The organism is Bradyrhizobium ontarionense (assembly GCF_021088345.1).
In the GTDB taxonomy this organism is placed as follows: domain Bacteria; phylum Pseudomonadota; class Alphaproteobacteria; order Rhizobiales; family Xanthobacteraceae; genus Bradyrhizobium; species Bradyrhizobium ontarionense.
Genome location: NZ_CP088156.1, coordinates 5,111,749 through 5,136,534 on the forward strand (window position 1 = coordinate 5,111,749; position 24,786 = coordinate 5,136,534).

Here is a 24,786-nt window from a genome sequence, read left to right on the forward strand (position 1 = left end):
CCCTCCAACCGAACGAGGTAATCCCATGGCCGTTGGCAAGGTTTCCGACGCCGATTTCGAAAGCGAAGTGCTCAAGGCGGACGGCCCGGTCGTGGTCGACTTCTGGGCCGAGTGGTGCGGTCCGTGCCGCATGATTGCGCCGGCCCTCGACGAGATTTCGAGCGCGATGGGCGACAAGGTCAAGATCGTCAAGCTGAACGTCGACGAGAGCCCGAAGACGGCCTCGAAATACGGCGTGATGTCGATCCCGACGCTGATGGTGTTCAAGGGCGGCGAGATGGCCTCGCGCCAGGTCGGCGCCGCGCCGAAGGCGAAGCTGCAGCAGTGGATCTCGTCCGCGGTCTGACGCTTTCGGCGACTGATGATTTTTGTCGAACGGCCGGCGGAATCGCCGGCCGTTTGCGTTGAGAGGGGGTGTTTGTCGCGTTTTCGGATTTCATCATGCCCTCCCGCCCCCGTCGCTCCCCCTCCCGCAAGTCCGGCCTCCTCGCCATGGAGGCACGCTCGGTGGACGACATCCCGCGCGGTGAGGGGTGGCAGTACGAGCCGAAATGGGACGGCTTCCGCTGCCTGTTGTCGCGCGAGGGCACTGATGTGACGATGCTGTCGAAGGCCGGCGAGGATCTCGCTCGCTACTTCCCCGAGGTGGTCGCCGCCGCGCGGGACTTGGAGGCGCGGCGCTTCACGCTCGACGGCGAACTGGTGGTGCCGCAGGGCAAGTCGTTCTCGTTCGACGCGCTGCTGCAGCGGATTCATCCCGCCGCGAGCCGGGTCAACAAGCTCGCAGCCGACACCCCGGCGCTGTTGCTCGCCTTCGACCTGCTGGCGACGGCGAAGGACAACGAGCTGATGACGCAGCCGCTGCAGGCACGACGGCCGGCGTTGGAAGCTTTCGCGAGAGCGAACTTCGCGGGCCATCCGACGTTCCGGCTGTCGCCGCTGACTACGCGGTTCGCGACCGCGCAAAAATGGCTGGCGGAGTCCGGCGGCGGCTCGGACGGGGTGATCGCCAAGCGCATCGACCTACCCTATCAGGCGGGCAATCGCGAGGGGATGCAGAAGATCAAGCGCCATCGATCCGCCGACTGCGTGATCGGCGGCTTCCGCTACGCCACCAGCAAGGCCGCCGACGGAAGGAAGCTGGTCGGCTCGCTGCTGCTCGGGCTCTACGACGACGACGGCCTGCTGCATCACGTCGGCTTCAGCTCGGCTATCAAGAAGGACGAGAAGCCTGCGCTGACTGACAGGCTCGAACCGCTGATTGCACCACCGGGCTTCACCGGCAATGCGCCCGGCGGGCCGAGCCGCTGGTCGACCGAGCGCTCGGCGGAATGGTGTCCGCTCAAGCCGAAGCTGGTGATCGAGGTCTGCTACGATCATTTCTCCAGCGAGCGTTTTCGCCACGGCACCTCGATCCTGCGCTGGCGTCCTGACAAGGCGCCGCGACAATGCACCTTCGAGCAGCTCAGGCAGAAAGCGGCCGATCCGATGAAGCTGCTCGCATGATGTCAGCGGATCCAGCCAGTCGCGAGCGCCGATGCAAACTCGGCATCTCCATTGGCACGCGCGAGCGCCGCCATGGTTTCATGATCATAGGGGACATTGCGGAAGCTCACGCTCCAGCCGACCGGTTGCAACTCGAGGATCGCGTAGCGGGCGTCGGGCGTGCCGGCTTCCATCACATGCGGATGCGGCACGTTGTAGGAATAGCCGGGGCTGCCGACGCTGCCGGGGTTGACGATCAGCCGCCCGTCGCGAAGCCGCACGGAGCGCGCGGTGTGGGTATGGCCACACAGGATCAGCGACTGCGCGATGCCCGCGGCGATCTTCTCGATCGCATCGAGCGGCGCGCAGGTTACCGCGCCATCCGGCGCCACGCTCTCCAGCCAGTAGACGTTGTCGTCCTCCGGCGTGGCATGACAGAGAAAGACCTGATCACGGAACACGGCGGTCGGCGGGATCGTGCGCAGCCAATCGAGATGCCTGGCTTCGAGCTGCGCGATAGCCGGACGCTCCCAGCCGCCCATCTTTTCGGGCGGCCGATCGACCAGCCAGCGATCGTGATTGCCACGCACATGGACGGCATCGAGCGCCATCAGCGCATCCATCGTGCGCCGCGCATCGAGCGGACCGCTCGCCATGTCGCCGAGATTGACGATCTCAGTCACGCCTTGCGCGCGGATGTCGGCCAGCACGGCTTCGAGCGCGAGATGATTGCCGTGGACATCTGCGATCGCGGCAAAGCGCATGCGCTATTCCCCTCAGGTCGGCGGCGTGCCGTTGAGGTCGAGCACGTGCCCGGCGAGATAGAGCGACCCCGTAATGAGAATACGCGGCGGCACCTCATAGGCAAGCCGCGCAATGCCGGCGAGCGCCGAGGCGACGCCGTCGGCGATCTCGACGCGCATGCCGAGCGTGCGCGCTGCGGCCGCCAGATCGGTGGGCGCCATCGCCTTGCTCTCGTTTGGAATGGGAACGACGATGATGTGGCGCGTCAGCCCGGCGAAGTTGGCGAGGAATGCCGGCGCGTCCTTGTTACCCATCATGCCGACGATCATGACCAATTGTCGCGACACGCGCTCCTCGAGATCGCCCAGCGCCGCGGCGACGACGCGCCCGCCTTCGGCGTTGTGGCCGCCGTCGAGCCAGATCTCGGCACCCTGCGGGCCAAGCGCGGTCAGCGCACCGCTCGACAGGCGCTGCATGCGCGCCGGCCATTCGGCGCCGACGATGCCTTCCTCGAACGCCTTGGTCGTGAGCTTGAACTGATCAACGGCGCGCAGCGTCGCGATCGCAAGCCCGGCATTGTCGAACTGATGACGGCCGAACAGTTTTGGCGCCGGCAGATCGAGGAGACCCCGATCATCCTGATAGACCAGCCGGTTGCGCTCGACATTGACGTGCCAGCTCTCGCCGGCCGCAAACAGCGGCGCGCGCTGGCGCCTCGCCTCGCGCTCGATCACGGCCATCGCATCGGGCGCCTGCGCGGCCGAAATCACCGGACAGCCGCGCTTGATGATGGCGGCCTTCTCGGCAGCGATCAAAGCCCTGGTGTCGCCGAGGAATTCCATGTGATCCATGCTGATCGGTGTCAGGACGGATGCCGCGGGCTGCTCGATCACGTTCGTGGAATCGAGCCGTCCGCCGAGGCCGACTTCGAGCAGCACGACGTCTGCAGGGTGCTTGGCAAACAGCACGAAGGCCGCGACGGTCTTGACCTCGAAGAAGGTGATCGGCGCGCCGGCATTGACCTGCTCACATTGCAGCAGCGCGGCAATCAGCTCGTCGTCATCGACCAGAGCGCCGCCACCGACCCTGCCCAGCCGATAGCTCTCGTTGATGCGCACCAGCCACGGCGAGGTGAACACATGCACGCGCAGGCCCGCGGCCTCCAACATCGCGCGCAGATAGGCGACCGTGGAGCCCTTCCCGTTGGTGCCGGCAACGTGGATCACCGGCGGCAGCTTGCGCTCGGGATGATCGAGCTGGGCGAGCAGCCGGTGCATGCGCTCGAGCCCAAGCGAAATCCGGCTCGGATGCAGCGCAGAAAGCCGCGCGATCAGCTCGTCGAGCGAGGGCTGCTGTGGGGCGGCAGTATCGTTCACGCTGTCGGAGCGACCGCCGGCGCATCCGCCGCCTCGGCAGCCTTGACCGGTGGCGGCAGCTGCAGGGCTGGCTTGGCATGCTCGACGGCCGGTGCCTTCGTCAGCAGACGGCACAACCGCGCCAGGGTCGGACGCAGGTCATGACGATGCACGACCATGTCGACCATGCCGTGATCGCGCAGATATTCGGCGCGCTGGAATCCTTCCGGGAGCTTCTCGCGAATGGTCTGCTCGATCACGCGTGCGCCGGCGAATCCGATCAGCGCACCGGGCTCGGCAATGTGGACGTCGCCGAGCATCGCGTAGGACGCGGTGACGCCGCCGGTCGTCGGATTGGTCTGCACGACGATGTAGGGCAGCTTCGCTTCACGCAGCATCTGCACCGCGACGGTCGTGCGCGGCATCTGCATCAGCGACAGGATGCCCTCCTGCATGCGAGCGCCGCCGGAGGCGGCGAACACGATGAACGGCGACTTCTTCTCGACCGCAAGATCGAGCCCGCGCACGATCGCTTCACCCGCAGCCATGCCGAGCGAGCCGCCCATGAAATCGAAATCCTGCACGGCGATCACGACGCCCATGCCTTCGAGCTTGCCGTAGCCGACCTTGACGGCATCATTCATTCCGGTACGCGCACGCGCGTCCTTGATGCGATCGGCGTAGCGTCGCTCGTCGCGGAATTTCAGCGGGTCGGGCGTCACCTCCGGCAAGGCAACGTCGAACCAGGTCTCGTTGTCGAACATCGACTTCAGACGCGCCGACGCGCCCATGCGCATGTGGTAGTTCGAGCCGGGAATGACGAACTGGTTGGCCTCGACATCCTTGTAGAACACGAGCTGTCCGGAATCCGGGCACTTGATCCAGAGGTTCTCCGGCGTCTCGCGGCGCAGGATGTTGCGGATCTTCGGCCGGACCACATTGGTAAGCCAGTTCATGAGTCGCTCCGTTGTGCGGTCGCCCGGATATATGGCGGGACGGCAGCGTCACGGCAAGCCGGCCGCGACGTCCATCGGGGATTGATTGGCGGTCTATTCCGCCGCCTGTTGCGCGCCACGCACGCCCTGGGCCAGTGCCGCGGCCAGATCGGCCACGGCGCTGACGGTCTTAGGCGTTGCCCGTCCCTCGGTATCGAGGCTGGCGCGCAGCGCATCGACCAGGGCCGTGCCGACCACCGCTCCGTCGGCATTGGCGGCGATGGCGCGGGCGGTCTCCGGTGTCCGGATGCCGAAGCCGACGCAGACGGGAAGTGCCGTATGGCGCTTGATCCGGGCCACGGCCGCGCCTACGGCCGACGAGTCCGCCGCTGCAGCGCCGGTGATGCCGGTGATCGAGACGTAATAGACGAAGCCGGAGGTGTTCGCGAGCACGGCCGGCAGCCGCTTGTCGTCGGTCGTCGGCGTCGCCAACCGGATGAAATTGAGCCCGGCCTTCAGGGCGGGGATGCAGAGCTCGATGTCCTCTTCGGGCGGCAGGTCGACGATGATCAGGCCGTCGACGCCGGCCGCTTTGGCATCTTCGAGGAACCTGTCGACGCCATAGATGTAGATCGGGTTGTAGTAGCCCATCAGCACGATCGGCGTCACCGCATCGCTCTCGCGGAAGCCGCGCACCAGCTGCAGCGTCTTCTTCAAGGTCATGCCCGCCTTGAGCGCGCGCAAACCCGCGGCCTGGATCGACGGACCGTCGGCCATCGGATCGGTAAAGGGCATGCCGATCTCGATGATGTCGGCGCCTGCCTGCGGCAGCGCTTTCACGATCGCGAGCGAGGTCTCCGGGTCGGGGTCGCCTGACATCACGAAGGTGACGAACGCCGAGCGGCCTTCCTTCTTCAACTGCGCGAAACGCGCATCCATCCGGCTGGTCACTGTGCTTTCGCCCTTCCTCGCAGGATATCGCCGACCTGCGGCACATCCTTGTCGCCGCGCCCGGAGAGATTGACCACCATCAGGTGATCCCTCGGCTTCTTCGGCGCGAGTTCCATGACCTTGGCAATCGCATGCGCCGGCTCCAGCGCCGGGATGATGCCCTCGAGCCGCGACAGCAGCTGGAACGCCGCCAGCGCTTCCTCGTCGGTGGCCGAGAGATAGTTCACGCGGCCGACGTCATGCAGCCAGGAATGCTCCGGTCCGATGCCGGGATAGTCGAGACCGGCCGAGATCGAATGCGCCTCCTCGATCTGCCCATCCTCGTCCATCAAGAGATAGGTGCGGTTGCCGTGCAGCACGCCGGGACGGCCGCCGGCGATCGACGCTGCGTGCAGCTGCGTGAGGCCATGGCCTGCGGCTTCGACGCCGTAGATCTCGATGGCGGGATCGTCCAGGAACGGATGGAACAGGCCCATCGCGTTCGAGCCGCCGCCGATGCAGGCGATCAGCGAGTCCGGCAGGCGGCCTTCGGCCTCCTGCATCTGCGTGCGGGTCTCGCTGCCGATCACCGACTGGAAGTCGCGCACCATCATCGGATAGGGATGCGGACCGGCGACGGTTCCGATGCAGTAGAACGTGTCGTGGACGTTGGTGACCCAGTCACGCAGCGCCTCGTTCATCGCATCTTTCAGAGTCTTCGCACCGGACTGGACCGGCACCACCTTGGCGCCGAGCATTTCCATGCGGATCACGTTGGGCTGCTGCCGCTCGACGTCCACCGCACCCATGTAGACCACGCAGTCGAGCCCGAAGCGCGCGCACAGTGTCGCGGTCGCAACGCCGTGCTGGCCGGCACCGGTCTCGGCGATGATGCGCTTCTTGCCCATGCGGCGCGCGACCATGATCTGGCCGAGCACGTTGTTGACCTTGTGCGAGCCGGTATGATTGAGCTCCTCGCGCTTGAAGTAGATCTTGGCGCCGCCGAGGTGCTCCGTCAGCCGCTCGGCGAAATACAGCGGCGAGGGCCGGCCGACATAGTGCTTGAGGTAGCCGTTCATCTCGGCGTGGAACGCCGGATCGGCCTTGGCCTCGGCATAGGCCTTTTCCAGATCGAGGATCAGCGGCATCAGGGTCTCGGCGACGAAGCGGCCGCCGAAGATGCCGAAGTGACCGCGGTCATCCGGACCGCTGCGGAAGGAATTGGGACGTGCTGTCGTCATTGAACGCTCAACTCTTCAGCGGCCCGCGCCGCGCGAATGAAATCCCGGATCATGTCGCCATCCTTCACACCCGGCGCCCGTTCGACGCCAGATGACACGTCGACGCCGCCAGCGCGCGTGATCCGCACGGCCTCAGTCACATTGTCCGCGCTCAGCCCGCCCGATACCATGAACGGACGATCGAGCTTCAAGCCCTGGAGCAGATGCCAGTCGAAGGTCGCGCCGAGGCCTCCAGGGCGAGTCGCGTCCTTCGGCGCCCGCGCATCGAACAGGATGCGGTCGCACACGTCGGCATAGCCCGCCAGCGGCGCGAGGTCCGCGGCCGTCTCGACCGGAATGGCCTTCATGACGGGCAGACCGAAGCGCTGCTTGAGGTCGCGGATGCGCGCGACGCTTTCGCGGCCATGCAGCTGCAGGAGATCCGGGCGCAGGGTCTCGACGATGTTTTCGAACGTCGCATCATCTGCATCCACGGTCAGCGCGACCTTGAGCGCGCGGCCCTTCGCCTCGCGGCCGAGCGCACGGGCATCCGTGAGGCTGACATGGCGCGGCGACGGCGGAAAGAACACGAAGCCCACCATGTCGGCGCCCGCGTCGAGCGCCGCACCGAGGGTGTCGGGCGTGGTCAGGCCGCAGATTTTGACGAGCAGGGACATCAGTAGAAACGCACGTCCGGACGGAAAGGATCACCAGAGACCGACGGCTTCGCAGGCGCCGTTCAGGCTTGCGCGCCTTCTACAACGCGGCGTCCTGCTTGTCTCGCCCATAAGGGCCGAAAAGCCGCGCCGTGGGAACCAGGGATTGTGCCGCCCCCTGGTTCGCGCGGAGGGAGGCGCTCAGCTCCGCCACTTGCGCACGAGCGGCTTCGGCATCTGCCAGGTGCCGGCGTGCCGCCCTGCGCCATCGCCGCTGACCGAGCCAGGTGGCGCAGCCTCCCGCGATCACGCCCAGGATCGCCACCGCGATGATCAGCGCGAACAGCGGCATCGACACGGCGAGTGCCGGATCTGCCGCGTTGAAGGGATCAAATGATACGGTAACGAAATGCCGATTTGCGACCGCGAAAACGACCAACAGCACCAGGAGCGGAAGGACGATCACGACAGTGAGGAATTTTCGCATGCGCTCGCTCGTATCAGTTTGATCGGACCGCTTCGGTCTCAGGCGCAACCGAGACGCACGCCGGCGCGAGATGCCCCAGGAGAACTAATCCGTGGAGTCGCCGGCGCCATCGGGATGGTCCCGGTTCAGCCGCTCGCGCATTTCCTTGCCCGTCTTGAAGAACGGGACGCACTTCTGGTCCACCGGGACATGGGCGCCGGTCCGCGGGTTGCGCCCGGCACGGGCGGGCCGATGCTTCACGGAGAAAGCACCAAAACCGCGTAGTTCGACGCGATCGCCGCGCGCGAGCGCGGCTACGATTTCGTCGAGGATCGCGTTGACGATGTTCTCGACATCCCGCTGGTAGAGATGCGGGTTGTGCTCGGCGATACGCTGAACAAGCTCGGATTTGATCATCGAGAAAATGTACCCGGGGAGACGGATCCCATTTCCGTGAAAATATGCTGGATTGTCAAGACGCTAAATCATTCATTGGCGTCGTGAATCGGGTTGCGAGACCCGATGCCAAGCCTCGTCACGGCACACGCAGAACGGGAAGATCGTCGTGACGATGGTCTTGGCGAGTTTTTAGTTCCCGGCCGCGGGCTGCCAGAGTGCCAGCATGCCATCGAGGCCGATGCGATCGACCGCCTGGACGACGCCGGTGCGCTCGATCTGGCGCGCGATCCCGGAGAGGCCGACGGCGTCGAGGGCCATCGAGGTCGCCGTACGCAGGAAGGTGAGGTCGCCGAAGCGCGGCGCGAGCTTGTAGTCGCGCACCGGCAGGTCCTTCTTGACGTTCTTGTTGGCCACGAGCCAAGCCACCGCGGTCTTCTCGTCGCCGAGCTCATCGATCAGCTTCAACTCGATCCCCTGCCGTCCGGTGAACACGCGGCCATCGGCCACCTTCTCCAACAGCGCATCATCCATGCCACGGCGCTCCTTCACCAGGCCACGAAACCAGGCGTAGGAGTCCTTGACCAGCGCGTCGAGCGCCGCGCGCGCCTCCGGGCTGGTCGGCTCGAAGCCGTTCGGTGCGGCCTTGAGCGGTGATGATTTCACCTCCTCGACCTTGACGCCGATCGTCTTCAACAGCTCGCTGACATTCGGGTATTGGAACAGCACGCCGATCGAGCCGACCAGCGAGCTCTGCTGCGCGATGATGTGGTCGGACGCGATCGCGCCGATATAGCCGCCGGATGCGGCAAGCCCCTCGACCACGACGACCAGTGGCTTCTTGGCCTTCAGCCGCACCAAGGAGTCGTAGAGCTGCTCGGAGCCGGCGGTGGTGCCGCCCGGCGAGTTGATGTGGACGATCACGGCCTCGGCCGAGGAGTTCTCGAGCCGCTCCAGCGCCTCGACGCGCTCCTGGTCGCTGCGGATCAGACCCTCGATGTTGACGCGCGCGATCGAGCCGGAGGTCGAGAGCGCGGTGCGACCGCGCGGCGACATGGCAAGACCGATGGCGGAGAGCGCCGCGATCGCAATCAGCACGGCGACGACGCGCCAGAACGTCAGCTTGCGGCGCAGCCTGCGGCGATCGACGATCACGTCCGAATCAAGCGACATGGAGAGCTCCTGGAATCTCGGCGCGTTTTGCATCCGCAGCCTGACTATCTCGTTATCTGATTACATCAATTGCGGCGCAATATGAAGAATGCAAGGCCCGCCACCAAGCGGCCGAATGCCGGCCATGGCGCGGGTGGGCCGCGCGTCGTCGCGACGAGCAGCAGTCCATAAAAAAAGCCCCGGCCTGAGCCGGGGCTTTGATCGCTGAACGCCAGACCGAACGCTTACTTCGCGTCGCGGTTCTTGAGCGCGGTGCCGAGAATGTCGCCGAGCGTCGCCCCCGAATCGGACGAGCCGTACTGGGCGATGGCTTCCTTCTCTTCCGCGACTTCCAGCGCCTTGATCGAGACCTGCACCTTGCGGGCCTTCTTGTCGAACTGGATCACGCGGGCATCGACCTTCTCACCGACGGCGAAGCGTTCGGAGCGCTGGTCGTTGCGATCGCGCGCCAGCTCGGAGCGCTTGATGAAGGTCGAGAACTCGGTCCCGACGATCTTGACGTCGATGCCGCCGTCCTTGACGTCGAGCACTTCGCAGGTGACGACCGCGCCCTTCTTGACATCGCCCGGCTCGGCGAAGGGATCGCCTTCGAGCTGCTTGATGCCGAGCGAGATCCGCTCCTTCTCCACATCGACGTCGAGCACCACGGCCTTGACCACGTCGCTCTTCTTGTAGTTGTCAATGACCTGCTCGCCCGGCAGCTTCCAGTCGAGATCCGACAGGTGGACCATGCCGTCGACGTCGCCTTCGAGACCCAGGAACAGGCCGAACTCGGTCTTGTTCTTGACCTCGCCCTCGACCACCGAGCCGACCGGATGGCCTTCGACGAAGACCTCCCACGGATTGCGCATGGTCTGCTTGAGACCGAGCGAGATGCGGCGCTTGACGCTGTCGACCTCGAGCACCTGCACTTCGACTTCCTGCGAGGTCGAAACGATCTTGCCGGGGTGCATGTTCTTCTTGGTCCACGACATCTCGGAGACGTGGATCAGGCCTTCGATGCCCGGCTCGAGCTCGACGAACGCACCGTAGTCGGTGATGTTGGTGACGCGGCCCGAGAAGCGGGCACCCAGCGGGTACTTCGCCTCGATGCCCTGCCACGGATCGTCGAGCAGCTGCTTCATGCCCAGCGAGATGCGGTGCGTCTCGTGGTTGATCTTGATGATCTTGACCTTGACCGTCTGACCGATGCTGAGCACCTCGGTCGGATGGTTGACACGCCGCCAGGCGATGTCGGTGACGTGCAGCAGGCCGTCGATGCCGCCGAGGTCGACGAACGCACCGTAATCGGTGATGTTCTTGACGACGCCGTCGATCACCTGACCCTCTTCGAGGTTCTGCACCAGCTCCTGGCGCTGCTCGGCGCGGGTCTCTTCCAGCACGGTGCGGCGCGACACGACGATGTTGCCGCGGCGACGGTCCATCTTGAGGATCTGGAACGGCTGCGAGTTGTTCATCAGCGGCGCGACGTCGCGGATCGGACGGATGTCGACCTGCGAGCGCGGCAGGAATGCGACGGCGCCGTCGAGATCGACGGTGAAGCCGCCCTTGACCTGGTTGAAGATGACGCCGTTGACCTTCTCGTTGTTCTGGAAGGCCTTCTCGAGCTTGCCCCAGCTCTCCTCGCGGCGCGCCTTGTCGCGCGACAGCACGGCTTCGCCGAGCGCGTTCTCGATGCGATCGAGGAACACCTCGACCTCGTCGCCGACCTTCAATTCACTGTCACGGCCCGGGCCGGCGAATTCACGCAGCGCCACGCGGCCTTCGGTCTTCAGGCCGACGTCGATGACGGCCATGTCCTTCTCGATGGCAACGACCTTGCCCTTGACGACAGAGCTTTCCTGCAGGTTGCCCTTCGTGAAGGAGTCGTCCAGCATCGCGGCGAAATCATCGCGGCTGGGATTGTAGGAGTTAGCAGAGATACTCGAAGCCATTGGTTCTCCAGATGCGGACAGTCATGCCGGCGTTCGGTTGATCGGCGCATCGGATGTGCATTGCCTGGAGGTCCACAAATCCCCAGACGTCCGCGCGATGCGCCAAAGCGCAAACGACGCGGGCCGGCAGTGCCTGCACATGCGATACGTATGAAGTGCGTCCGGATGATCGGACTCGATTGAACCGCAATCGAGCTATCGACGGTCTTGGGCGGGAGCGGGCATTCCTCCAATGACGCCGGCGGAAAATCTCAAACCCGCTGGCGGCCCGCTCGAACGGCCTCGACGATATCGATGGCGGCCCGGACGCCGCTCTCTATATCCAAATGGGAGTTATCAAGCAAGTAAGCATCCGGGGCTTGTTTCAAAGGGGCGACAGGCCGGTTCTGGTCGCGCGCATCGCGCGCCAGGATGTCGGCCAGAACGGCCGCCTCGTCGGCCGGTTCCCCGCGGGACAGGGCTTCCAGCGTGCGACGATGGGCCCTGATCCCGGGATCGGCGACCACGTAGATCTTCACTTGAGCGTCCGGGCAGATCACGGTGCCGATATCGCGGCCGTCGAGCACGGCGCCGGGCGGCTGGCGCGCGAACTGGCGCTGGAAGCTCACCAGGGCCTCGCGCACACGCGGCAGCGCCGAGACGACCGAGGCTGCGGAGCCAACCGCCTGGGATTTCAGGGCCGGATCGTCGAACGTCGCCGGATCGAGCGTCAGCGCGACCTCGGCCGCCTGCGCCTCGTCCGTGAGCTCGGTGCCCGCGTTTAGCAGGGCATGGGCCACCGCGCGATAGATCACGCCGGTATCCAGATGCCTTAAACCATAATGCGCCGCCAGGCGCTTGGCGAGCGTGCCCTTGCCTGAGGCGGCCGGGCCGTCGATGGCGATGATCATGCTACCGGTGTCCTGAAGTCCCATGCGGCCGCCGCAACGGCCTCTCTTCCGTGAAGATGTTGCGGGAGGAAAACTCTCCCGGGCTGGCGAAGGTCAAGTACTCCCGCAGGGCCGGTGACGGCGAACTGGCCGTGAACCAAGGCTCCTTCAAACGGCGCGCCGCACCGCCGGTCCAGGGCGGGACCCGTCCGAGCCGGCGCTGCTTGGCGAGATATTCGGCGATGGCGCCGACGAGAGCATTCAGCCGGGCGTCGCCGGTGAGAGCGGGTTCCGGCTCGATTGCTGCGTAGCGTGCGGCATCCGAGGGAGAGAGGTCGAACGCATCGACGAACTCGGCCAGCACGGCCTCCCGGGGCTCGCCGCTTTCGATCCGTGCCACCGCCTCAGCCAGCGTATTTGGGCGCATCGGCAGCTCCCTCAGGGCTCATGTGCTTCAGCAGGAAGCGCTGCTTCTCGGCGGAGGCGGCGCTGGCAGGAAAGTATCTCCCGAGCAACGTGATCGCCTCATCTGCGCCGGAAATCCCGACCACCCGCATCAGATTGAGGATGTCGAGCCGTTCGGCCTCGCCGCGCACGGGATCAAGGATCCGTGCCGCCTTCAGTTTCAAGGCCAGCATATATTGAGCCGAGGGCACCGAGACCACCAATCCGGGCGGCGATCCATCGCGAGGAAACGTCCCGAATTCCAGATGATCCGCCGCCTGATCGGCCAGCGGGCTCAGATGGAACGCGACACCATCATTGAACCAGTCCTCGGACCAGCCATTTTGCCGGGCGATATCGTCTAATGTCGCAGCCAGCCACGCCGGCAACGGCTTTGGTAACTCCGAGACGTCGACGTCCTCGGTCGCGAAGCGGAAGTTGCTCGCCAGCATGAGCGCCGACCCGCCGTAAACCGCAATCTGCAGTTTTGTCCCGGCTTTCGCCGCAGCCCGGCCGATCGCGTCGAACGCGGCAAGCAACGCTTCACGGTCGAAGGCGGTGGCCATGGCGCGTCCTATGCGAAATCCGCCCCAGCCTTGCACATCAGCGCAATGAAATCCGGGAAGCTGGTGGCGATGAAGGCGGTGTCGTCGACCTTGACCGGCTTGTCCGAGGCGAGGCCCATGACCAGCGCCGACATCGCGATGCGGTGGTCCATGTGGGTCGCCACCACGCCGCCGCCCGGCACATGGCCGCGGCCCTCGACGATCAGGTCGTCGCCGGTGATCTCCACCTTGACGCCGTTGACCCGCAGCATCGCCGCGGTGGCCTCGAGCCGATCGGATTCCTTGACGCGCAGCTCATGCAGGCCGCGCATCACCGTCGTTCCCTCCGCGTAGGCCGCGGCGACCGCCAGCACGAGATATTCATCGATCATCGACGGCGCGCGCTCGGGCGGAACCACGACGCCGCGCAGCTTCGAGGCGCGCACCCGCAAACGGGCCATCGGCTCGCCGGCGTCGCCGCGGACGTCGTCCTCCTCGATCGAGGCGCCCATCTCGCGCAGGGTCGTGAACAGGCCGGTGCGCAGCGGATTGGTCATGACGTCTGATAGCACCAGGTCGGAGCCGTCAACGATCAGGGCGGCGACCAGCGGGAAGGCGGCAGAGGAAGGGTCCGCGGGCACGATCACCGGAGCACCGCGCAGCTCGGGCTGGCCCGTCAGCGCGATGCGGCGGCCGTGGGTTCCCTCCGGCGTGGTGACGATCTCTGCGCCGAAATGCTTCAGCATCAGCTCGGTGTGGTCGCGGCTCGCCTCCTGCTCGATCACGGTGGTGACACCGGGCGCCGCGAGGCCGGCCAGCAGCACGGCCGACTTGATCTGGGCCGAGGCCACCGGCGTGCGATATTCGATCGGAACCGGATTGCTGGCGCCCTGCAGGGTCAATGGCAGCTTGCCACCCTCGCCGCCAGCGATCACCCTGGCGCCCATCAGGGCCAGCGGATCGAGGATGCGCCGCATCGGCCGGCTGCGCAGCGAGGCGTCGCCATCGAACACCGCCGTGATCGGGCAGCCCGCCACCGCACCCATCACCAGCCGGCAGCCAGTGCCGGAGTTGCCGAAATCGAGTGTCGCCGCCGGCTGGGCAAAGCCGCCGACCCCGACGCCGTTCACGGTCCAGGCGAATTCGCCGGTACGTTCGACCTTGGCGCCCAGGGTCCGCATCGATTTGGCGGTGTTGAGGACGTCCTCACCCTCGAGCAGGCCGGAAATCCTGGTTTCACCGACCGACAACGCGCCCAGGATCAGCGCCCGGTGCGAGATCGACTTGTCGCCAGGCACGCGAATCGTGCCGGAGAGCGGGCCGCTGGCCCGGGATTCGAGCGGAGTGGGCGGGCTGGATGTCGACACGGCGTTCCCCTCTGTGGTCGGACCGGGCAGGTATCACAGGCCCCGTCGGTCGTCACGGGCCGTCATTTCTGGTTGAAACCGCTATTGACAGCGGCGCGGCAACTAGCCAAGTGAGACACCGCTTTTCAGACATTGCCAGGACGCCTGCACGTGGCCAAATCCGAGCTCGGAACCAAACGTATTTGCCCGACGACGGGCAAAAAGTTCTATGACCTCAACAAGAACCCGGTGATTTCGCCCTACACCGGCGAGGTCGTGCCGATCGCGCCGGTGGCCCCCACCCGCGCGATGCGCGGCGAGGCTTCGCGTGCCGCGGCAGCTGCTGCTGCGGATACGGCGCACGAGCCGGCCGAGGCCGAGGAGTTGGTGCCTCTCGAGGAGGCCGACGCCGAGGAGAACACCGGCAAGGTCAAGGCCGTCGTTCCCGAAACGGAAGACGACATCGAGATCGACGAGACCCTCGACGACGACGAGGACGACGATTCGACCTTCATCGCCGACGAGGAAGAAGGGGATGAAGACGTCACCGACATCATTGGTGACGTCGGAGGTGATGAAGACACTTGAGATCATCCGCGAACTGTGGTTCACGGTGCTCCCCGGCGGTCGCCCAGACCGCCGGTTCGGTTAAGGGGCCATAGCTCAGCTGGGAGAGCGCTTGCATGGCATGCAAGAGGTCGGCGGTTCGATCCCGCCTGGCTCCACCACGCTTCGCCCTTCGGGCTATGCGTGGCGCAGCCACGCCGGAGCCTGAAGGGCGAAGCGTGGTGCCCGGCGTAGCCTCTTGGCGAAGCCGGGCGTTCCAAACTCCAATCTCCCGAATCCATCCACGTGGCTACGCGTAGCGCAGCCATGACGGCCCCAAGGGCGAAGCGCGGTACCCGACGCAGCCTCTTGGCGAAGCCGGACCGACAGATACCAATTTCAATTGCAGAATGCGCCGCGCGTTTGCCCTGCGGTGAGCCCCTCGTCATGTGGTACGTCTACATCCTCCGTAGCGTGGCCTTTCCCGAGCAGGAATACGTTGGCGCCACCGCCGACATCAAACAGCGTCTCAGGGACCACAACAGTGGGCGCTCTGCTCACACGTCCAAATTCATGCCCTGGACGCTGATCTGGTATTGCGCCTTCCCGGACAAGCATCGCGCGCTGGCGTTTGAAGCCTATTTGAAATCTCATTCAGGACGGGCGTTCTCGAAGAAGCGCCTGCTCGGGCCGGCCTGACGGGCTTCGCTTCACCCTTCCACCGCCGCATTGAGGTGCTCCCGCAGCTTGACCAGCCTGCCGTGCAGGTCGGCCAGCTCCGCGATCGAGCATCCCGTCGCATCCAGGATCGCCGGCGGCACGATCGTCCGCGCCTTGTCGCGCAGGCCAGCGCCCTGAGCGGTGAGGGTGACGAGAACCTGACGCTCGTCCTCGGCCGACCGTGTCCGCTTGATCAGATGCAGCGCCTCGATCCGCTTCAGCAGCGGCGTCAGCGTGCCCGAATCCAGGAACAGCCGCTCGCCGATCTCCTTCACCGACAGTCCGTCCCGCTCCCACAGCACCAGCATCACGAGGTATTGCGGATAGGTCAGTCCCAAACGGTCCAGCAGCGGCTTGTAGACGCGGTTGAAGGCGTGGGCGGTGGAATAGACCGCAAAGCAGAGCTGGTTGCCGAGCTGGAGCGGCGCGTCGGCCGCAATCTTCTTTCGCATTGTCACACCGGGGATCGATCGTTGGGTGCATCTTGGGACGTGCGGCCGGACATGGACAATGGCCCGGCCGCGCCGATCACGAATTTTCTACCGAACAATCATATTGTGCACAATATAATTGTGTGCAATATAACCGTCATTCGAATTGTCGCAACCGGGAGAACCCAGATGTCCGTGAACGTGCTCTACAAGACCAGCGCCAAGGCCACCGGCGGCCGCGACGGCGAAGCCGCCACCCTCGACGGCTCGCTCAGCGTCAAGCTCTCGACACCGAAGGAGCTCGGCGGTGGTGGCGGCGCAGGCAACAACCCCGAACAGCTGTTCGCTGCCGGCTACGCCGCTTGTTTCATCGGCGCGATGAAGTTCGTGGCCTCGCAGGGCGGCCCCAAGGTCCCGGCCGACGCCTCCGTGACCTCGACGGTCGGCATCGGCCCGCGCTCCGAAGGCGGCTTCGGCATCACGGTCGAACTCGCGGTTTCGCTGCCGGGCCTCGCCAAGGCCGACGCCGAAGCACTGGTGGCGAAGGCGCACGAGGTATGCCCCTATTCCAACGCCACCCGCGGCAATGTCGACGTCAAGCTGACGGTGGTCTGATCCGTCCATTCCGTCCTGCGGCAGGGGATCGTGCAAAGGTCCCCTGCCCGCGCATTTGGCCGCCCCGCCGCCGCATTTGCGCGCGCAGGCTGGCAATGCTTTATGATCGCGAGCTGACATCACTCTCGCGAAGCCCTCGATGACCCCTCAATTTGCTCCCGGCGCCATGGCCGGACTGCGCGTGATCGATCTCACGCGCGTGCTCGGCGGCCCCTACTGCACGCAGATCCTCGCTGATCACGGCGCGGACGTGATCAAGGTCGAGCCGCCGGCCGGCGACGAGGTTCGCGACTGGGGCCCTCCCTTCCACGACGAGGACGCCGCCTACTTCGTCGGGATCAACCGCAACAAGCGCTCGATCGGGCTCGACCTCGCCTCCGAAGGAGGGCGCGCCGTGCTGTTGAAGATGCTCGAGACGGCCGACGTGCTGATCGAAAACTTCAAGCCCGGCACGCTGGAGAAGTGGGGCATCGGCAGCGAGGCGCTGCGCGAGACGTTTCCGCGGCTCGTGCACTGCCGCATCTGCGGCTTCGGCGCCGACGGACCGCGCGGCGGCAACCCCGGCTATGACGCGATCATCCAGGCGATGACCGGCATGATCGCGGCCACCGGCTCGCCCGAAAGCGGCCCGATGCGGATCGGCGTGCCGTTGGTCGACATCACCACGGGACTCTATGCCGCGATCGGCATCCTGATGGCGCTGTCGGAACGGCAGCGCTCAGGGATCGGCCAGTTCCTCGAGGTCACGCTGTACGAGACCGGCCTGGCGATCATGCATCCGCACACCGCGAACTATTTCATGCACGGCAAGCCGCCGTCGCTGACCGGCAATGAGCATCCGAACCTCGTGCCTTACGCGATCTTCCCCACGAAGACGGACGACATCTTCATCGGCGTCGGCAATGACGGCACCTTCCGCAAGCTCGCCAAGGAGATCGGCCGCCCCGAGCTCGGCACCGATCCGCGCTTCGCCCGCAACAGGGACCGCGTCGCCAACCGCGAGGCGCTGCGCGTGGAACTCGCCGCCGTATTCAATCAGTTCGAGGCCGGGCCGCTGTGCGACCGGCTGCTCGCCGCCGGCCTGCCGGCGGGACCCGTGCAGAAGATCGATCAGGCGCTGACCAACGCACATACGATTTACCGCGGCGATATCATCGAGAAGGACTGGTACAAGGGCGTGGCGTCGCCGATCCGGCTCGAACGCACCAAGCCAAGCCTGCGCTCGACGCCGCCGAAGTTCAGCCAGCATGCGCGCGACGTGCTCGGCGAGTTCGGCTACTCCGAGGGCGAGATCGACGACTTGTTTGCAGAGGGCATCGTCTGCGCAGAACGCAAGCGCTGATCATCCTCAGAGATCGTTCGATCGCCGCGCTGCAACTTCGCAGCGCAGCGATCTCCGCTGAGACAATTTACGCCGTTTTGTCCACCTGCGCTTCACGGCTTTCCCCTGCGGGATCAGCCGTCTATACATTCACATAACTGTCATCTGGCACTGTTAACGGCCGCAACGACGATGACGTCCTGGGAGGACCTTTTTGATGTCAGTACGACAATTCGCTGCCGCCGCTGCTGTTGCAGCCACCTTTGGTTTTGCTGTTTCGCCCGCACACGCTGTGACCGAAATCCAGTGGTGGCACGCCATGACCGGCGGCAACAACGACATCGTCAACAAGCTCGCCGAGGATTTCAACGCTTCTCAGAGCGACTACAAGGTCGTCGCGACGTTCAAGGGCTCCTACCCCGACACGATGAATGCCGGTATTGCCGCGTTCCGCGCCGGCAATGCGCCGCACATCATCCAGGTCTTCGAGGTCGGCACCGCGACGATGATGAGCGCCAAGGGCGCCATCAAGCCGGTCTACGAGCTGATGAAGGACGCCGGCGAGCCGTTCGATGCGAAGGCCTATCTGCCGGCGATCACGGGATACTACTCGACGTCCAAGGGCGACATGCTGTCGTTCCCGTTCAACTCCTCCTCCATGGTGATGTGGATCAACAAGGACGAATTGAAGAAGGCCGGGATCGCCGAGATTCCGAAGACCTGGCCCGAGGTGTTCGAGGCGGCCAAGAAGCTGAAGGCCGCCGGTCACGACACCTGCGGCTTCTCCAACGCCTGGGCGACGTGGGCGCATGTCGAGCAGTTCTCGGCCTGGCACAACGTGCCGATCGGCACCAAGGCCAACGGCCTCGACGGCTTCGACACGGTGCTGGAGTTCAACAGCCCGCTGCACGTCAAGCACCTGCAGAACCTGATCGATCTGCAGAAGGACAAGACCTACGACTATTCCGGCCGCGGCAATCAGAGCGAGAGCCGCTTCGGTTCGGGCGAATGCGCGATCTTTCTGACGTCGTCCGGCTACTATGCGACCGCCAAGAGCACGGCCAAGTTCGACTTCACCTCGGCGCCGATGCCGTACTATCCCGACGTTCAGAACGCGCCGCAGAACTCGATCATCGGTGGCGCATCGCTGTGGGTGATGGGCGGCAAGACGGCCGACGAATACAAGGGCGTCGCCAAGTTCTTCTCGTTCCTGTCGGACACCAACCGCCAGGCCAAGCTGCACCAGGAATCGGGCTATCTGCCGATCACCAAGGCGGCCTATGAGAAGACCAAGGCCGACGGCTTCTACGACAAGAACCCGACCCTGCAGACGCCGCTGAAGGAACTTACCAACAAGGAGCCGACGGAGAACTCCCGCGGCTTGCGCTTCGGCAACATGGTGCAGATGCGCGACATCTGGGCCGAGGAGATCGAGGCGGCCCTGGCCGGCAAGAAGTCCGCCAAGGACGCGCTCGACGCCGCCGTGGCCCGCGGCAACGCCATGTTGCGGACCTTCGAGAAAACGGCCAAGTAAGACGCTCAAGTAAGGCCCCCGGAGAAGCTCCTCCTCCGATCCGGAGGGGGAGCTTCCCGACCCGTCCCTCCCGCGGCGCGCTCAATGGAAAAATCGGTCGTCTTCAACGGCAGGCTGCTGCCCTATCTGCTTCTGGCGCCGCAGCTCACGATCACGCTGATCTTCTTCTATTGGCCCGCCAGCCAGGCGATCCGGCAGTCGTTCCTGCGGGAGGATGCGTTCGGGCTCAACTCGGAATTCGTCGGACTCGAGAACTATCAGGCTCTGTTCGCCCAGCCGGAATATTACACCGCGATCGGCACGACAGCCGTGTTCTCGTCGTTGGTGACGGTGCTGTCGCTCGGCGTCGCGCTCTTGTTTGCGACCCAGGCCGACAAGAACCTCAAGGGCGGCTCGGTCTACAAGACGCTGATGATCTGGCCCTACGCGGTCGCGCCCGCGATCGCCGGCGTGCTGTGGTTCTTCATCTTTCATCCCACGCTGGGCACGCTGGCGCGGCCGCTGCGCCTCATGGGGTTCGACTGGAATCCGATGCTCAACGGCACCCACGCGCTGATCCTGGTGGTGATGGCCGCGGTCTGGAAGCAGGTCGCCTATAATTTCCTGTTCTTCCTGGCCGGGCTGCAGGCGATCCCGAAGAGCGTCATCGAGGCCGGCGCGATCGACGGCGCCGGACCGTTGCGCCGCTTCTGGACGATCATCTTCCCGCTGCTGTCGCCGACCACCTTCTTCCTGCTCGTCGTCAACATCGTCTACGTGTTCTTCGAGACGTTCGGCATCATCGATGCCGTGACCTCCGGCGGCCCCGCCGGCTCGACCACGACGATGGTCTACAAGGTCTTCGCCGACGGCCGGCTCGGCGGCGACCTTGGCAGCTCGGCCGCGCAATCGGTGGTGCTGATGGTGATCGTGATCGCCTTGACCGCGATCCAGTTCCGCTACGTCGAGCGCAAGGTGCAGTACTGATGGTCGAACACCGTCCGCTCCGCGACCTCGTCGCCTATGCCGTGCTGTCGCTCGGCGTCATCATCTTCGCCTTTCCGGTCTATGTCGCCGTCATCGCCTCGACCTATGACGCAGCCACCGTCGTCAGCGGCAATCTGCCGCTCACACCGGGGAGCCGCATGCTGGAAAACTATTACCGCGCGGTGTTCGTCGGCGGCTCGCGCTTCATGAACCAGCCCGTCGGTGTGCTGCTCGCCAACTCGTTCATCACTGCGATCGGGATCGCGGTAGGCAAGATCCTGATCTCGATCCTGTCGGCTTTCGCGATCGTCTACTTCCGCTTTCCATTTCGCCGGACGGCGTTCTGGATCATCTTCGTCACCTTGATGCTGCCGGTCGAGGTGCGCATCTACCCGACCTACAAGATCGTCGCCGATCTGCACATGCTCGACACCTATGCCGGACTGATCCTGCCGTTGATCGCGTCAGCCACCGGCACGCTGCTGTTCCGGCAGTTCTTCATGACGGTGCCGGATGAGCTATTGGAGGCCTCGCGCATCGATGGCGCGGGCCCCTTGCGCTTCTTCTGGGACACGCTGCTGCCGCTCTCCATGACGACGGTCGCGGCGCTGTTCGTCATCCAGTTCATCTACGGCTGGAACCAATATCTCTGGCCGCTGCTCATCACCACCAAGGATTCGATGCAGACGATCGTGATCGGCATCAAGAAGATGCTGAGCACGACCGACGAGCTCGCCGAATGGCAGCTGGCGATGGCGACCGCCGTGCTCGCGATGCTGCCGCCGGTCGCCGTGGTCGTCTTCATGCAGCGCCTGTTCGTGAAGGGCCTCGTGGAGACGGAAAAGTGAGGGGGGCGAATAGCGAATTGCGAGCAGCGAATAGGGGCAGTGCCAGCGCGGCGGACCATTCGCTATTCGCCATTCGCTATTCGCTTCTCTCTTCAAAACGCACCCTGCTCACCGAGATTCCCCATGGCTAACGTCACGCTTCGCAACGTCCGCAAGGTCTATCCCGGCGGCTTCGAGGCCATCAAAGGCATCGACATCGAGGTCGGCGACGGCCAGTTCTGCGTGCTCGTCGGCCCCTCAGGCTGCGGCAAATCCACCCTGCTACGGATGGTCGCAGGGCTGGAGACGGTCTCGTCGGGCGAGATCGACATCGGCGGCCGCATCGTCAATGCGATCGAGCCCGCCGATCGCGACATCGCGATGGTGTTCCAGAACTACGCGCTGTATCCGCATATGAGCGTGTACAACAACATGGCCTACGGCCTGCGCAATCGCGGCCTTCCCGAGCGGGAGATCAAGACGCGCGTCGAGGACGCCGCGCGCATCCTCGAGCTCGGCACCATGCTGGAGCGGAAGCCGCGCCAGCTCTCGGGCGGCCAGCGGCAGCGCGTCGCGATGGGCCGCGCCATCGTGCGCCAGCCGAAAGTGTTCCTGTTCGACGAGCCGTTGTCCAATCTCGACGCCAAGCTGCGCATCGCCATGCGGGTGGAGATCCGCAAGCTGCAGCGCCGGCTCAATACGACGGCAATCTACGTCACCCACGATCAGCTCGAGGCAATGACGCTGGCCGACATCCTTGTCGTGATGAACGGAGGCAAGGTGGAGCAGATCGGCAACCCGCTCGAGATCTATCAAAGGCCGGCGACGACGTTCGTGGCGTCGTTCATCGGCGCTCCGCCGATGAACCTGATGCCGATCGACGCGATTCGCGCCCAGCTTCACGGCGCCGATGCGGTTCCGGCGCCAGCCGGCCAGCTCGGCATCCGTCCTGAGGATTTCGAGCTCGGCGAGACCGTACCGGCCGGCGGCATCGGGCTCGACCTCAGGGTCGACGCGATCGAGCATGTCGGGGCCGAGACGTTCGTCTACGGGGCCCGCCAGGACGTCGGCAACGACGACAGCCTCAGCGCGACAGCCAATGACGTGATCGTGCGGCTGCCGGGCACGGCGGCACCGGCCATCGGCAGCCGGATTCGCGCAGTTGCGCCGCGGACCAAGCTGCATCTGTTCTCGGCCGACGGCCGCCAGCGCCTGGCGATCTAAACCATTCCACAGTCGGGACGTTCCGGCGATTTTCCGGCGCTTGAACGCGCCCGGGATCGTGCCCATATTGCTGCTCAAGGGGTGCCGTCAGGGCCCTGATACATCAAAGTCGCTTCGAGAGGACTTTGTAAACCATGTCTCGTGTTCCTTCGCTCTCCAGTCCGTTCCTTCTGGGCTTCGACGAGATCGAGCGCGTGCTCGACCGCGTCGTCAAAGGTGCCGACGGTTATCCGCCCTACAATATCGAGCGGTTCGAGCGCACCAATGGGCAGCCCGAAAGGTTGAGGATCACGCTGGCGGTGGCGGGTTTCACCCGCGACCAACTCGATGTCACCATTGAGGAAAACCAGCTCGTCATCCGCGGCCGGCAGCAGGACGACAAGGCCAGGCAATACATTCATCGCGGCATCGCCGCGCGCCACTTCCAGCGCACCTTCGTGCTGGCGGAGGGAATGCACGTGCTCGGTGCGGATCTGAAGAACGGGTTGTTGTCGGTCGATCTGGCCAGGCCGGAGCCTGAGCGGATCGTTAAGACAATAGCGATCAATGAACACGAATAATGGTTTTAATGGAACGAGTAGCGGACTCGACCGCTTGAGTCTCAGAAGGAGTCGAGACCATGACCGAAGTTGATGTTGCGTCTGATTCCCGCGTCTCCCCGGAGGCGCTGGCCACCCTGGGTGAGGGTCACATCGCCTATGTGAAACAGATCCGTTCCGAAGACGTGCCGGGCCTGTTTCCGGAGGCACCGCGTATCGCGCCGGGATTGAAGCTGTTCGCGCTGCATGCCGCCGACGGCACGCCGATCATGCTCACCGACAGCCGCGAAGCGGCGATCGCCAATGCGTGGAGCCACGAACTCCAGGCCGTGAGCGTGCACTGACACGCGGCTGGGCCGTTTCTCCTGCCATGACGGTCTCGTACGGGATCCATTCGGCTTAAGCTCTGCCACACCCGGGCCGTCCCCTGAAAAGGGGATGGCCCTTTTTCTGGTCGGGCGTGAGGATCGTCGCGCGTGATTTCCCTGATTACGCCGGTCACCGCATCCGGGCTGCGAGCAGAACCTGTGCTCGCGGCAGCGCTGCTCGGTCTCAACAACGCACACGCCTCCGAACTGTCGTGGCTCACGCCCGACGCGTTCGCGCATCTGCTCGGTCAGGCGTGGCGGGCCTGGCGGATCGGCAAGGCCGACGCGCTGATGATCGCGCTGGAGGAGGCCGCGGACTACGACAATCCGAACCATCGCTGGTTTCGCGCGCGCTACGATCGCTTCGTCTATGTCGATCGCATCGTGGTGGCGGAGGCCGCGCGCGGCCACGGCTTGGCGCGCCGGCTCTATGAGCAGCTGATTGGAGAAGCGACCGCGGCCGGACACGAGCGCATGGTCTGCGAGGTCAATCTGGACCCGCCGAATCCGCAGTCGGACGCCTTTCACGCCGCGCTCGGTTTCACGGCGCTGGCGACGGCCAGCATCCATGACGGCACCAAGACGGTGCGCTACCTGATCAAGTCGTTGCGGTAGACGATAAGGGGTTTGGACGTCGGTTCAGGCCGCAGAGGCCGGCGGCAGCGCCAGCACCGAAAAGATCGCCTGGGCATCGCGGGAGGCCCTGAGCTTCTTGGCGACGTCCTGATCACGCAAGAGCCGCGCGATGCGCGCCAACGCCTTCAGATGATCGGCACCGGCCCCTTCAGGCGCGAGCAGCAGGAACACGAGATCGACCGGCTGGCCATCCATGGCTTCGAAATCGATCGGCCGCTCCAGCCGCGCGAACAGGCCGAACAGCTTCTCCAGCTTCGGCAGCTTGCCATGCGGGATCGCCACGCCGTAGCCGACCGCGGTCGTTCCGAGCTTCTCCCGCTGCAGCAGGACCTCGAAGATCGTGCGCTCGTTCTGTCCGGTCAAGGCAGCGGCCCGGGCAGCCAGCTCCTGCAGCGCCTGCTTCTTACTGATGACCTTCAAAGCCGGCAGGATCGCCTCGGGTGCGACCAGATCGGTAATCGGCATAGGGGGTTCCGAGGTGAATGAACCGTCAGGGTGCGAAATAGGTCGGGACAGACCGGCGTCAAGAAGCTGAGGCGGCAGGCGGGCTTAACCCGTGTC

29 protein-coding genes and 1 tRNA gene are annotated in these 24,786 nt (G+C 65.0%); 14 read left to right on the top strand and 16 right to left on the bottom strand.

The genetic code is table 11. The features are described 5' to 3' along the window. The first annotated feature begins 25 nt into the window (after positions 1 to 25). Positions 26 to 346 (top strand): thioredoxin, encoded by a 321-nt coding sequence (gene trxA, locus LQG66_RS22565; protein WP_015663255.1) that lies wholly within the window; start codon positions 26 to 28, stop codon positions 344 to 346. Between the two features lie 146 nt (positions 347 to 492). Beyond that, positions 493 to 1,506, top strand: coding sequence for an ATP-dependent DNA ligase (locus LQG66_RS22570; RefSeq protein WP_231327897.1), 1,014 nt, complete (start codon positions 493 to 495; stop codon positions 1,504 to 1,506). Positions 1,507 to 1,508: 2 nt separating this feature from the next. On the opposite strand, the gene LQG66_RS22575 is transcribed toward LQG66_RS22570, so the two are convergent. The 14 genes from LQG66_RS22575 to aroA form a co-directional block, all read right to left on the bottom strand. Next, the gene (locus LQG66_RS22575) at positions 1,509 to 2,249 is read right to left on the bottom strand and encodes a metallophosphoesterase family protein (protein WP_231317873.1); all 741 of its coding nucleotides are present in this window, start codon (positions 2,247 to 2,249) and stop codon (positions 1,509 to 1,511) included. Positions 2,250 to 2,261: 12 nt separating this feature from the next. Then, positions 2,262 to 3,719, bottom strand: coding sequence for a bifunctional folylpolyglutamate synthase/dihydrofolate synthase (locus tag LQG66_RS22580; protein WP_425601237.1), 1,458 nt, complete (start codon positions 3,717 to 3,719; stop codon positions 2,262 to 2,264). Continuing rightward, positions 3,602 to 4,540, bottom strand: coding sequence for an acetyl-CoA carboxylase, carboxyltransferase subunit beta (gene accD, locus LQG66_RS22585; RefSeq protein ID WP_231317875.1), 939 nt, complete (start codon positions 4,538 to 4,540; stop codon positions 3,602 to 3,604). The genes LQG66_RS22580 and accD overlap by 118 nt, the downstream gene beginning before the upstream one ends. A 93-nt stretch (positions 4,541 to 4,633) precedes the next feature. Continuing rightward, positions 4,634 to 5,470: a tryptophan synthase subunit alpha gene (gene trpA / locus LQG66_RS22590; RefSeq protein WP_231317876.1), complete on the bottom strand. Its 837-nt coding sequence runs from the start codon at positions 5,468 to 5,470 to the stop codon at positions 4,634 to 4,636. Then, the gene (trpB, locus tag LQG66_RS22595; protein WP_231317877.1) at positions 5,467 to 6,690 is read right to left on the bottom strand and encodes a tryptophan synthase subunit beta; all 1,224 of its coding nucleotides are present in this window, start codon (positions 6,688 to 6,690) and stop codon (positions 5,467 to 5,469) included. The genes trpA and trpB overlap by 4 nt, the downstream gene beginning before the upstream one ends. After that, a complete protein-coding gene (locus LQG66_RS22600) occupies positions 6,687 to 7,346 on the bottom strand; it encodes a phosphoribosylanthranilate isomerase (protein WP_231317878.1) in 660 nt (219 codons plus the stop codon). The genes trpB and LQG66_RS22600 overlap by 4 nt, the downstream gene beginning before the upstream one ends. A 79-nt stretch (positions 7,347 to 7,425) precedes the next feature. Beyond that, positions 7,426 to 7,812 (bottom strand): lipopolysaccharide assembly protein LapA domain-containing protein, encoded by a 387-nt coding sequence (locus tag LQG66_RS22605; RefSeq protein WP_231317879.1) that lies wholly within the window; start codon positions 7,810 to 7,812, stop codon positions 7,426 to 7,428. Positions 7,813 to 7,896: 84 nt separating this feature from the next. Next, positions 7,897 to 8,208 carry an integration host factor subunit beta gene (locus LQG66_RS22610; protein ID WP_231317880.1) on the bottom strand — a complete coding sequence of 104 codons (312 nt, stop codon included), beginning with the start codon at positions 8,206 to 8,208 and terminating at the stop codon, positions 7,897 to 7,899. Between the two features lie 171 nt (positions 8,209 to 8,379). Further along, a complete protein-coding gene (gene sppA / locus LQG66_RS22615) occupies positions 8,380 to 9,360 on the bottom strand; it encodes a signal peptide peptidase SppA (protein ID WP_231317881.1) in 981 nt (326 codons plus the stop codon). Between the two features lie 224 nt (positions 9,361 to 9,584). Next, on the bottom strand, positions 9,585 to 11,294 hold the full coding sequence (gene rpsA, locus LQG66_RS22620) for a 30S ribosomal protein S1 (RefSeq protein ID WP_231317882.1): 1,710 nt from the start codon (positions 11,292 to 11,294) through the stop codon (positions 9,585 to 9,587). Between the two features lie 251 nt (positions 11,295 to 11,545). Further along, the gene (cmk, locus tag LQG66_RS22625) at positions 11,546 to 12,184 is read right to left on the bottom strand and encodes a (d)CMP kinase (protein ID WP_231317883.1); all 639 of its coding nucleotides are present in this window, start codon (positions 12,182 to 12,184) and stop codon (positions 11,546 to 11,548) included. Between the two features lies 1 nt (position 12,185). After that, the gene (locus LQG66_RS22630) at positions 12,186 to 12,590 is read right to left on the bottom strand and encodes a hypothetical protein (protein WP_231317884.1); all 405 of its coding nucleotides are present in this window, start codon (positions 12,588 to 12,590) and stop codon (positions 12,186 to 12,188) included. Then, on the bottom strand, positions 12,568 to 13,173 hold the full coding sequence (locus LQG66_RS22635; protein WP_231317885.1) for a hypothetical protein: 606 nt from the start codon (positions 13,171 to 13,173) through the stop codon (positions 12,568 to 12,570). The genes LQG66_RS22630 and LQG66_RS22635 overlap by 23 nt, the downstream gene beginning before the upstream one ends. 8 nt (positions 13,174 to 13,181) lie before the next feature. Beyond that, positions 13,182 to 14,519: a 3-phosphoshikimate 1-carboxyvinyltransferase gene (aroA, locus tag LQG66_RS22640; RefSeq protein WP_231317886.1), complete on the bottom strand. Its 1,338-nt coding sequence runs from the start codon at positions 14,517 to 14,519 to the stop codon at positions 13,182 to 13,184. A 150-nt stretch (positions 14,520 to 14,669) separates the two neighbouring features. Here aroA and LQG66_RS22645 point away from each other — a divergent pair, with 150 nt between their 5' ends. From LQG66_RS22645 to LQG66_RS22655, 3 genes are all read left to right on the top strand, one after another. Further along, on the top strand, positions 14,670 to 15,086 hold the full coding sequence (locus LQG66_RS22645) for a TIGR02300 family protein (protein ID WP_231317887.1): 417 nt from the start codon (positions 14,670 to 14,672) through the stop codon (positions 15,084 to 15,086). Positions 15,087 to 15,150: 64 nt separating this feature from the next. Then, positions 15,151 to 15,226, top strand: a tRNA-Ala gene (locus LQG66_RS22650). Positions 15,227 to 15,491: 265 nt separating this feature from the next. Further along, positions 15,492 to 15,743 carry a GIY-YIG nuclease family protein gene (locus LQG66_RS22655; RefSeq protein WP_231317888.1) on the top strand — a complete coding sequence of 84 codons (252 nt, stop codon included), beginning with the start codon at positions 15,492 to 15,494 and terminating at the stop codon, positions 15,741 to 15,743. 11 nt (positions 15,744 to 15,754) lie between these two features. On the opposite strand, the gene LQG66_RS22660 is transcribed toward LQG66_RS22655, so the two are convergent. Beyond that, entirely contained in the window at positions 15,755 to 16,216 is a 462-nt protein-coding gene (locus LQG66_RS22660) for a MarR family winged helix-turn-helix transcriptional regulator (RefSeq protein ID WP_231317889.1), read from the bottom strand. 168 nt (positions 16,217 to 16,384) lie between these two features. Here LQG66_RS22660 and LQG66_RS22665 point away from each other — a divergent pair, with 168 nt between their 5' ends. From LQG66_RS22665 to LQG66_RS22705, 9 genes are all read left to right on the top strand, one after another. Next, complete coding sequence (locus tag LQG66_RS22665) at positions 16,385 to 16,810, top strand: organic hydroperoxide resistance protein (RefSeq protein WP_231317890.1); 426 nt, start codon at positions 16,385 to 16,387, stop codon at positions 16,808 to 16,810. 139 nt (positions 16,811 to 16,949) lie between these two features. After that, complete coding sequence (locus LQG66_RS22670) at positions 16,950 to 18,152, top strand: CaiB/BaiF CoA transferase family protein (protein ID WP_231317891.1); 1,203 nt, start codon at positions 16,950 to 16,952, stop codon at positions 18,150 to 18,152. 196 nt (positions 18,153 to 18,348) lie between these two features. Next, positions 18,349 to 19,665: a sn-glycerol-3-phosphate ABC transporter substrate-binding protein UgpB gene (gene ugpB / locus LQG66_RS22675; RefSeq protein WP_231317892.1), complete on the top strand. Its 1,317-nt coding sequence runs from the start codon at positions 18,349 to 18,351 to the stop codon at positions 19,663 to 19,665. An 84-nt stretch (positions 19,666 to 19,749) separates the two neighbouring features. Continuing rightward, positions 19,750 to 20,631 (top strand): sn-glycerol-3-phosphate ABC transporter permease UgpA, encoded by an 882-nt coding sequence (gene ugpA / locus LQG66_RS22680; protein ID WP_231317893.1) that lies wholly within the window; start codon positions 19,750 to 19,752, stop codon positions 20,629 to 20,631. Then, the gene (gene ugpE / locus LQG66_RS22685) at positions 20,631 to 21,479 is read left to right on the top strand and encodes a sn-glycerol-3-phosphate ABC transporter permease UgpE (protein ID WP_231317894.1); all 849 of its coding nucleotides are present in this window, start codon (positions 20,631 to 20,633) and stop codon (positions 21,477 to 21,479) included. The genes ugpA and ugpE overlap by 1 nt, the downstream gene beginning before the upstream one ends. Before the next feature lie 123 nt (positions 21,480 to 21,602). After that, positions 21,603 to 22,682, top strand: coding sequence for a sn-glycerol-3-phosphate import ATP-binding protein UgpC (locus LQG66_RS22690; protein WP_231317895.1), 1,080 nt, complete (start codon positions 21,603 to 21,605; stop codon positions 22,680 to 22,682). Between the two features lie 134 nt (positions 22,683 to 22,816). Beyond that, complete coding sequence (locus tag LQG66_RS22695) at positions 22,817 to 23,242, top strand: Hsp20 family protein (protein WP_231317896.1); 426 nt, start codon at positions 22,817 to 22,819, stop codon at positions 23,240 to 23,242. 59 nt (positions 23,243 to 23,301) lie between these two features. Next, complete coding sequence (locus tag LQG66_RS22700; RefSeq protein ID WP_231317897.1) at positions 23,302 to 23,565, top strand: BQ00720 family protein; 264 nt, start codon at positions 23,302 to 23,304, stop codon at positions 23,563 to 23,565. 132 nt (positions 23,566 to 23,697) lie between these two features. Further along, positions 23,698 to 24,204, top strand: coding sequence for a GNAT family N-acetyltransferase (locus tag LQG66_RS22705; protein ID WP_231317898.1), 507 nt, complete (start codon positions 23,698 to 23,700; stop codon positions 24,202 to 24,204). A 24-nt stretch (positions 24,205 to 24,228) separates the two neighbouring features. On the opposite strand, the gene ptsN is transcribed toward LQG66_RS22705, so the two are convergent. Next, positions 24,229 to 24,690 (bottom strand): PTS IIA-like nitrogen regulatory protein PtsN, encoded by a 462-nt coding sequence (ptsN, locus tag LQG66_RS22710; protein WP_231317899.1) that lies wholly within the window; start codon positions 24,688 to 24,690, stop codon positions 24,229 to 24,231. Positions 24,691 to 24,786: the final 96 nt, after the last annotated feature.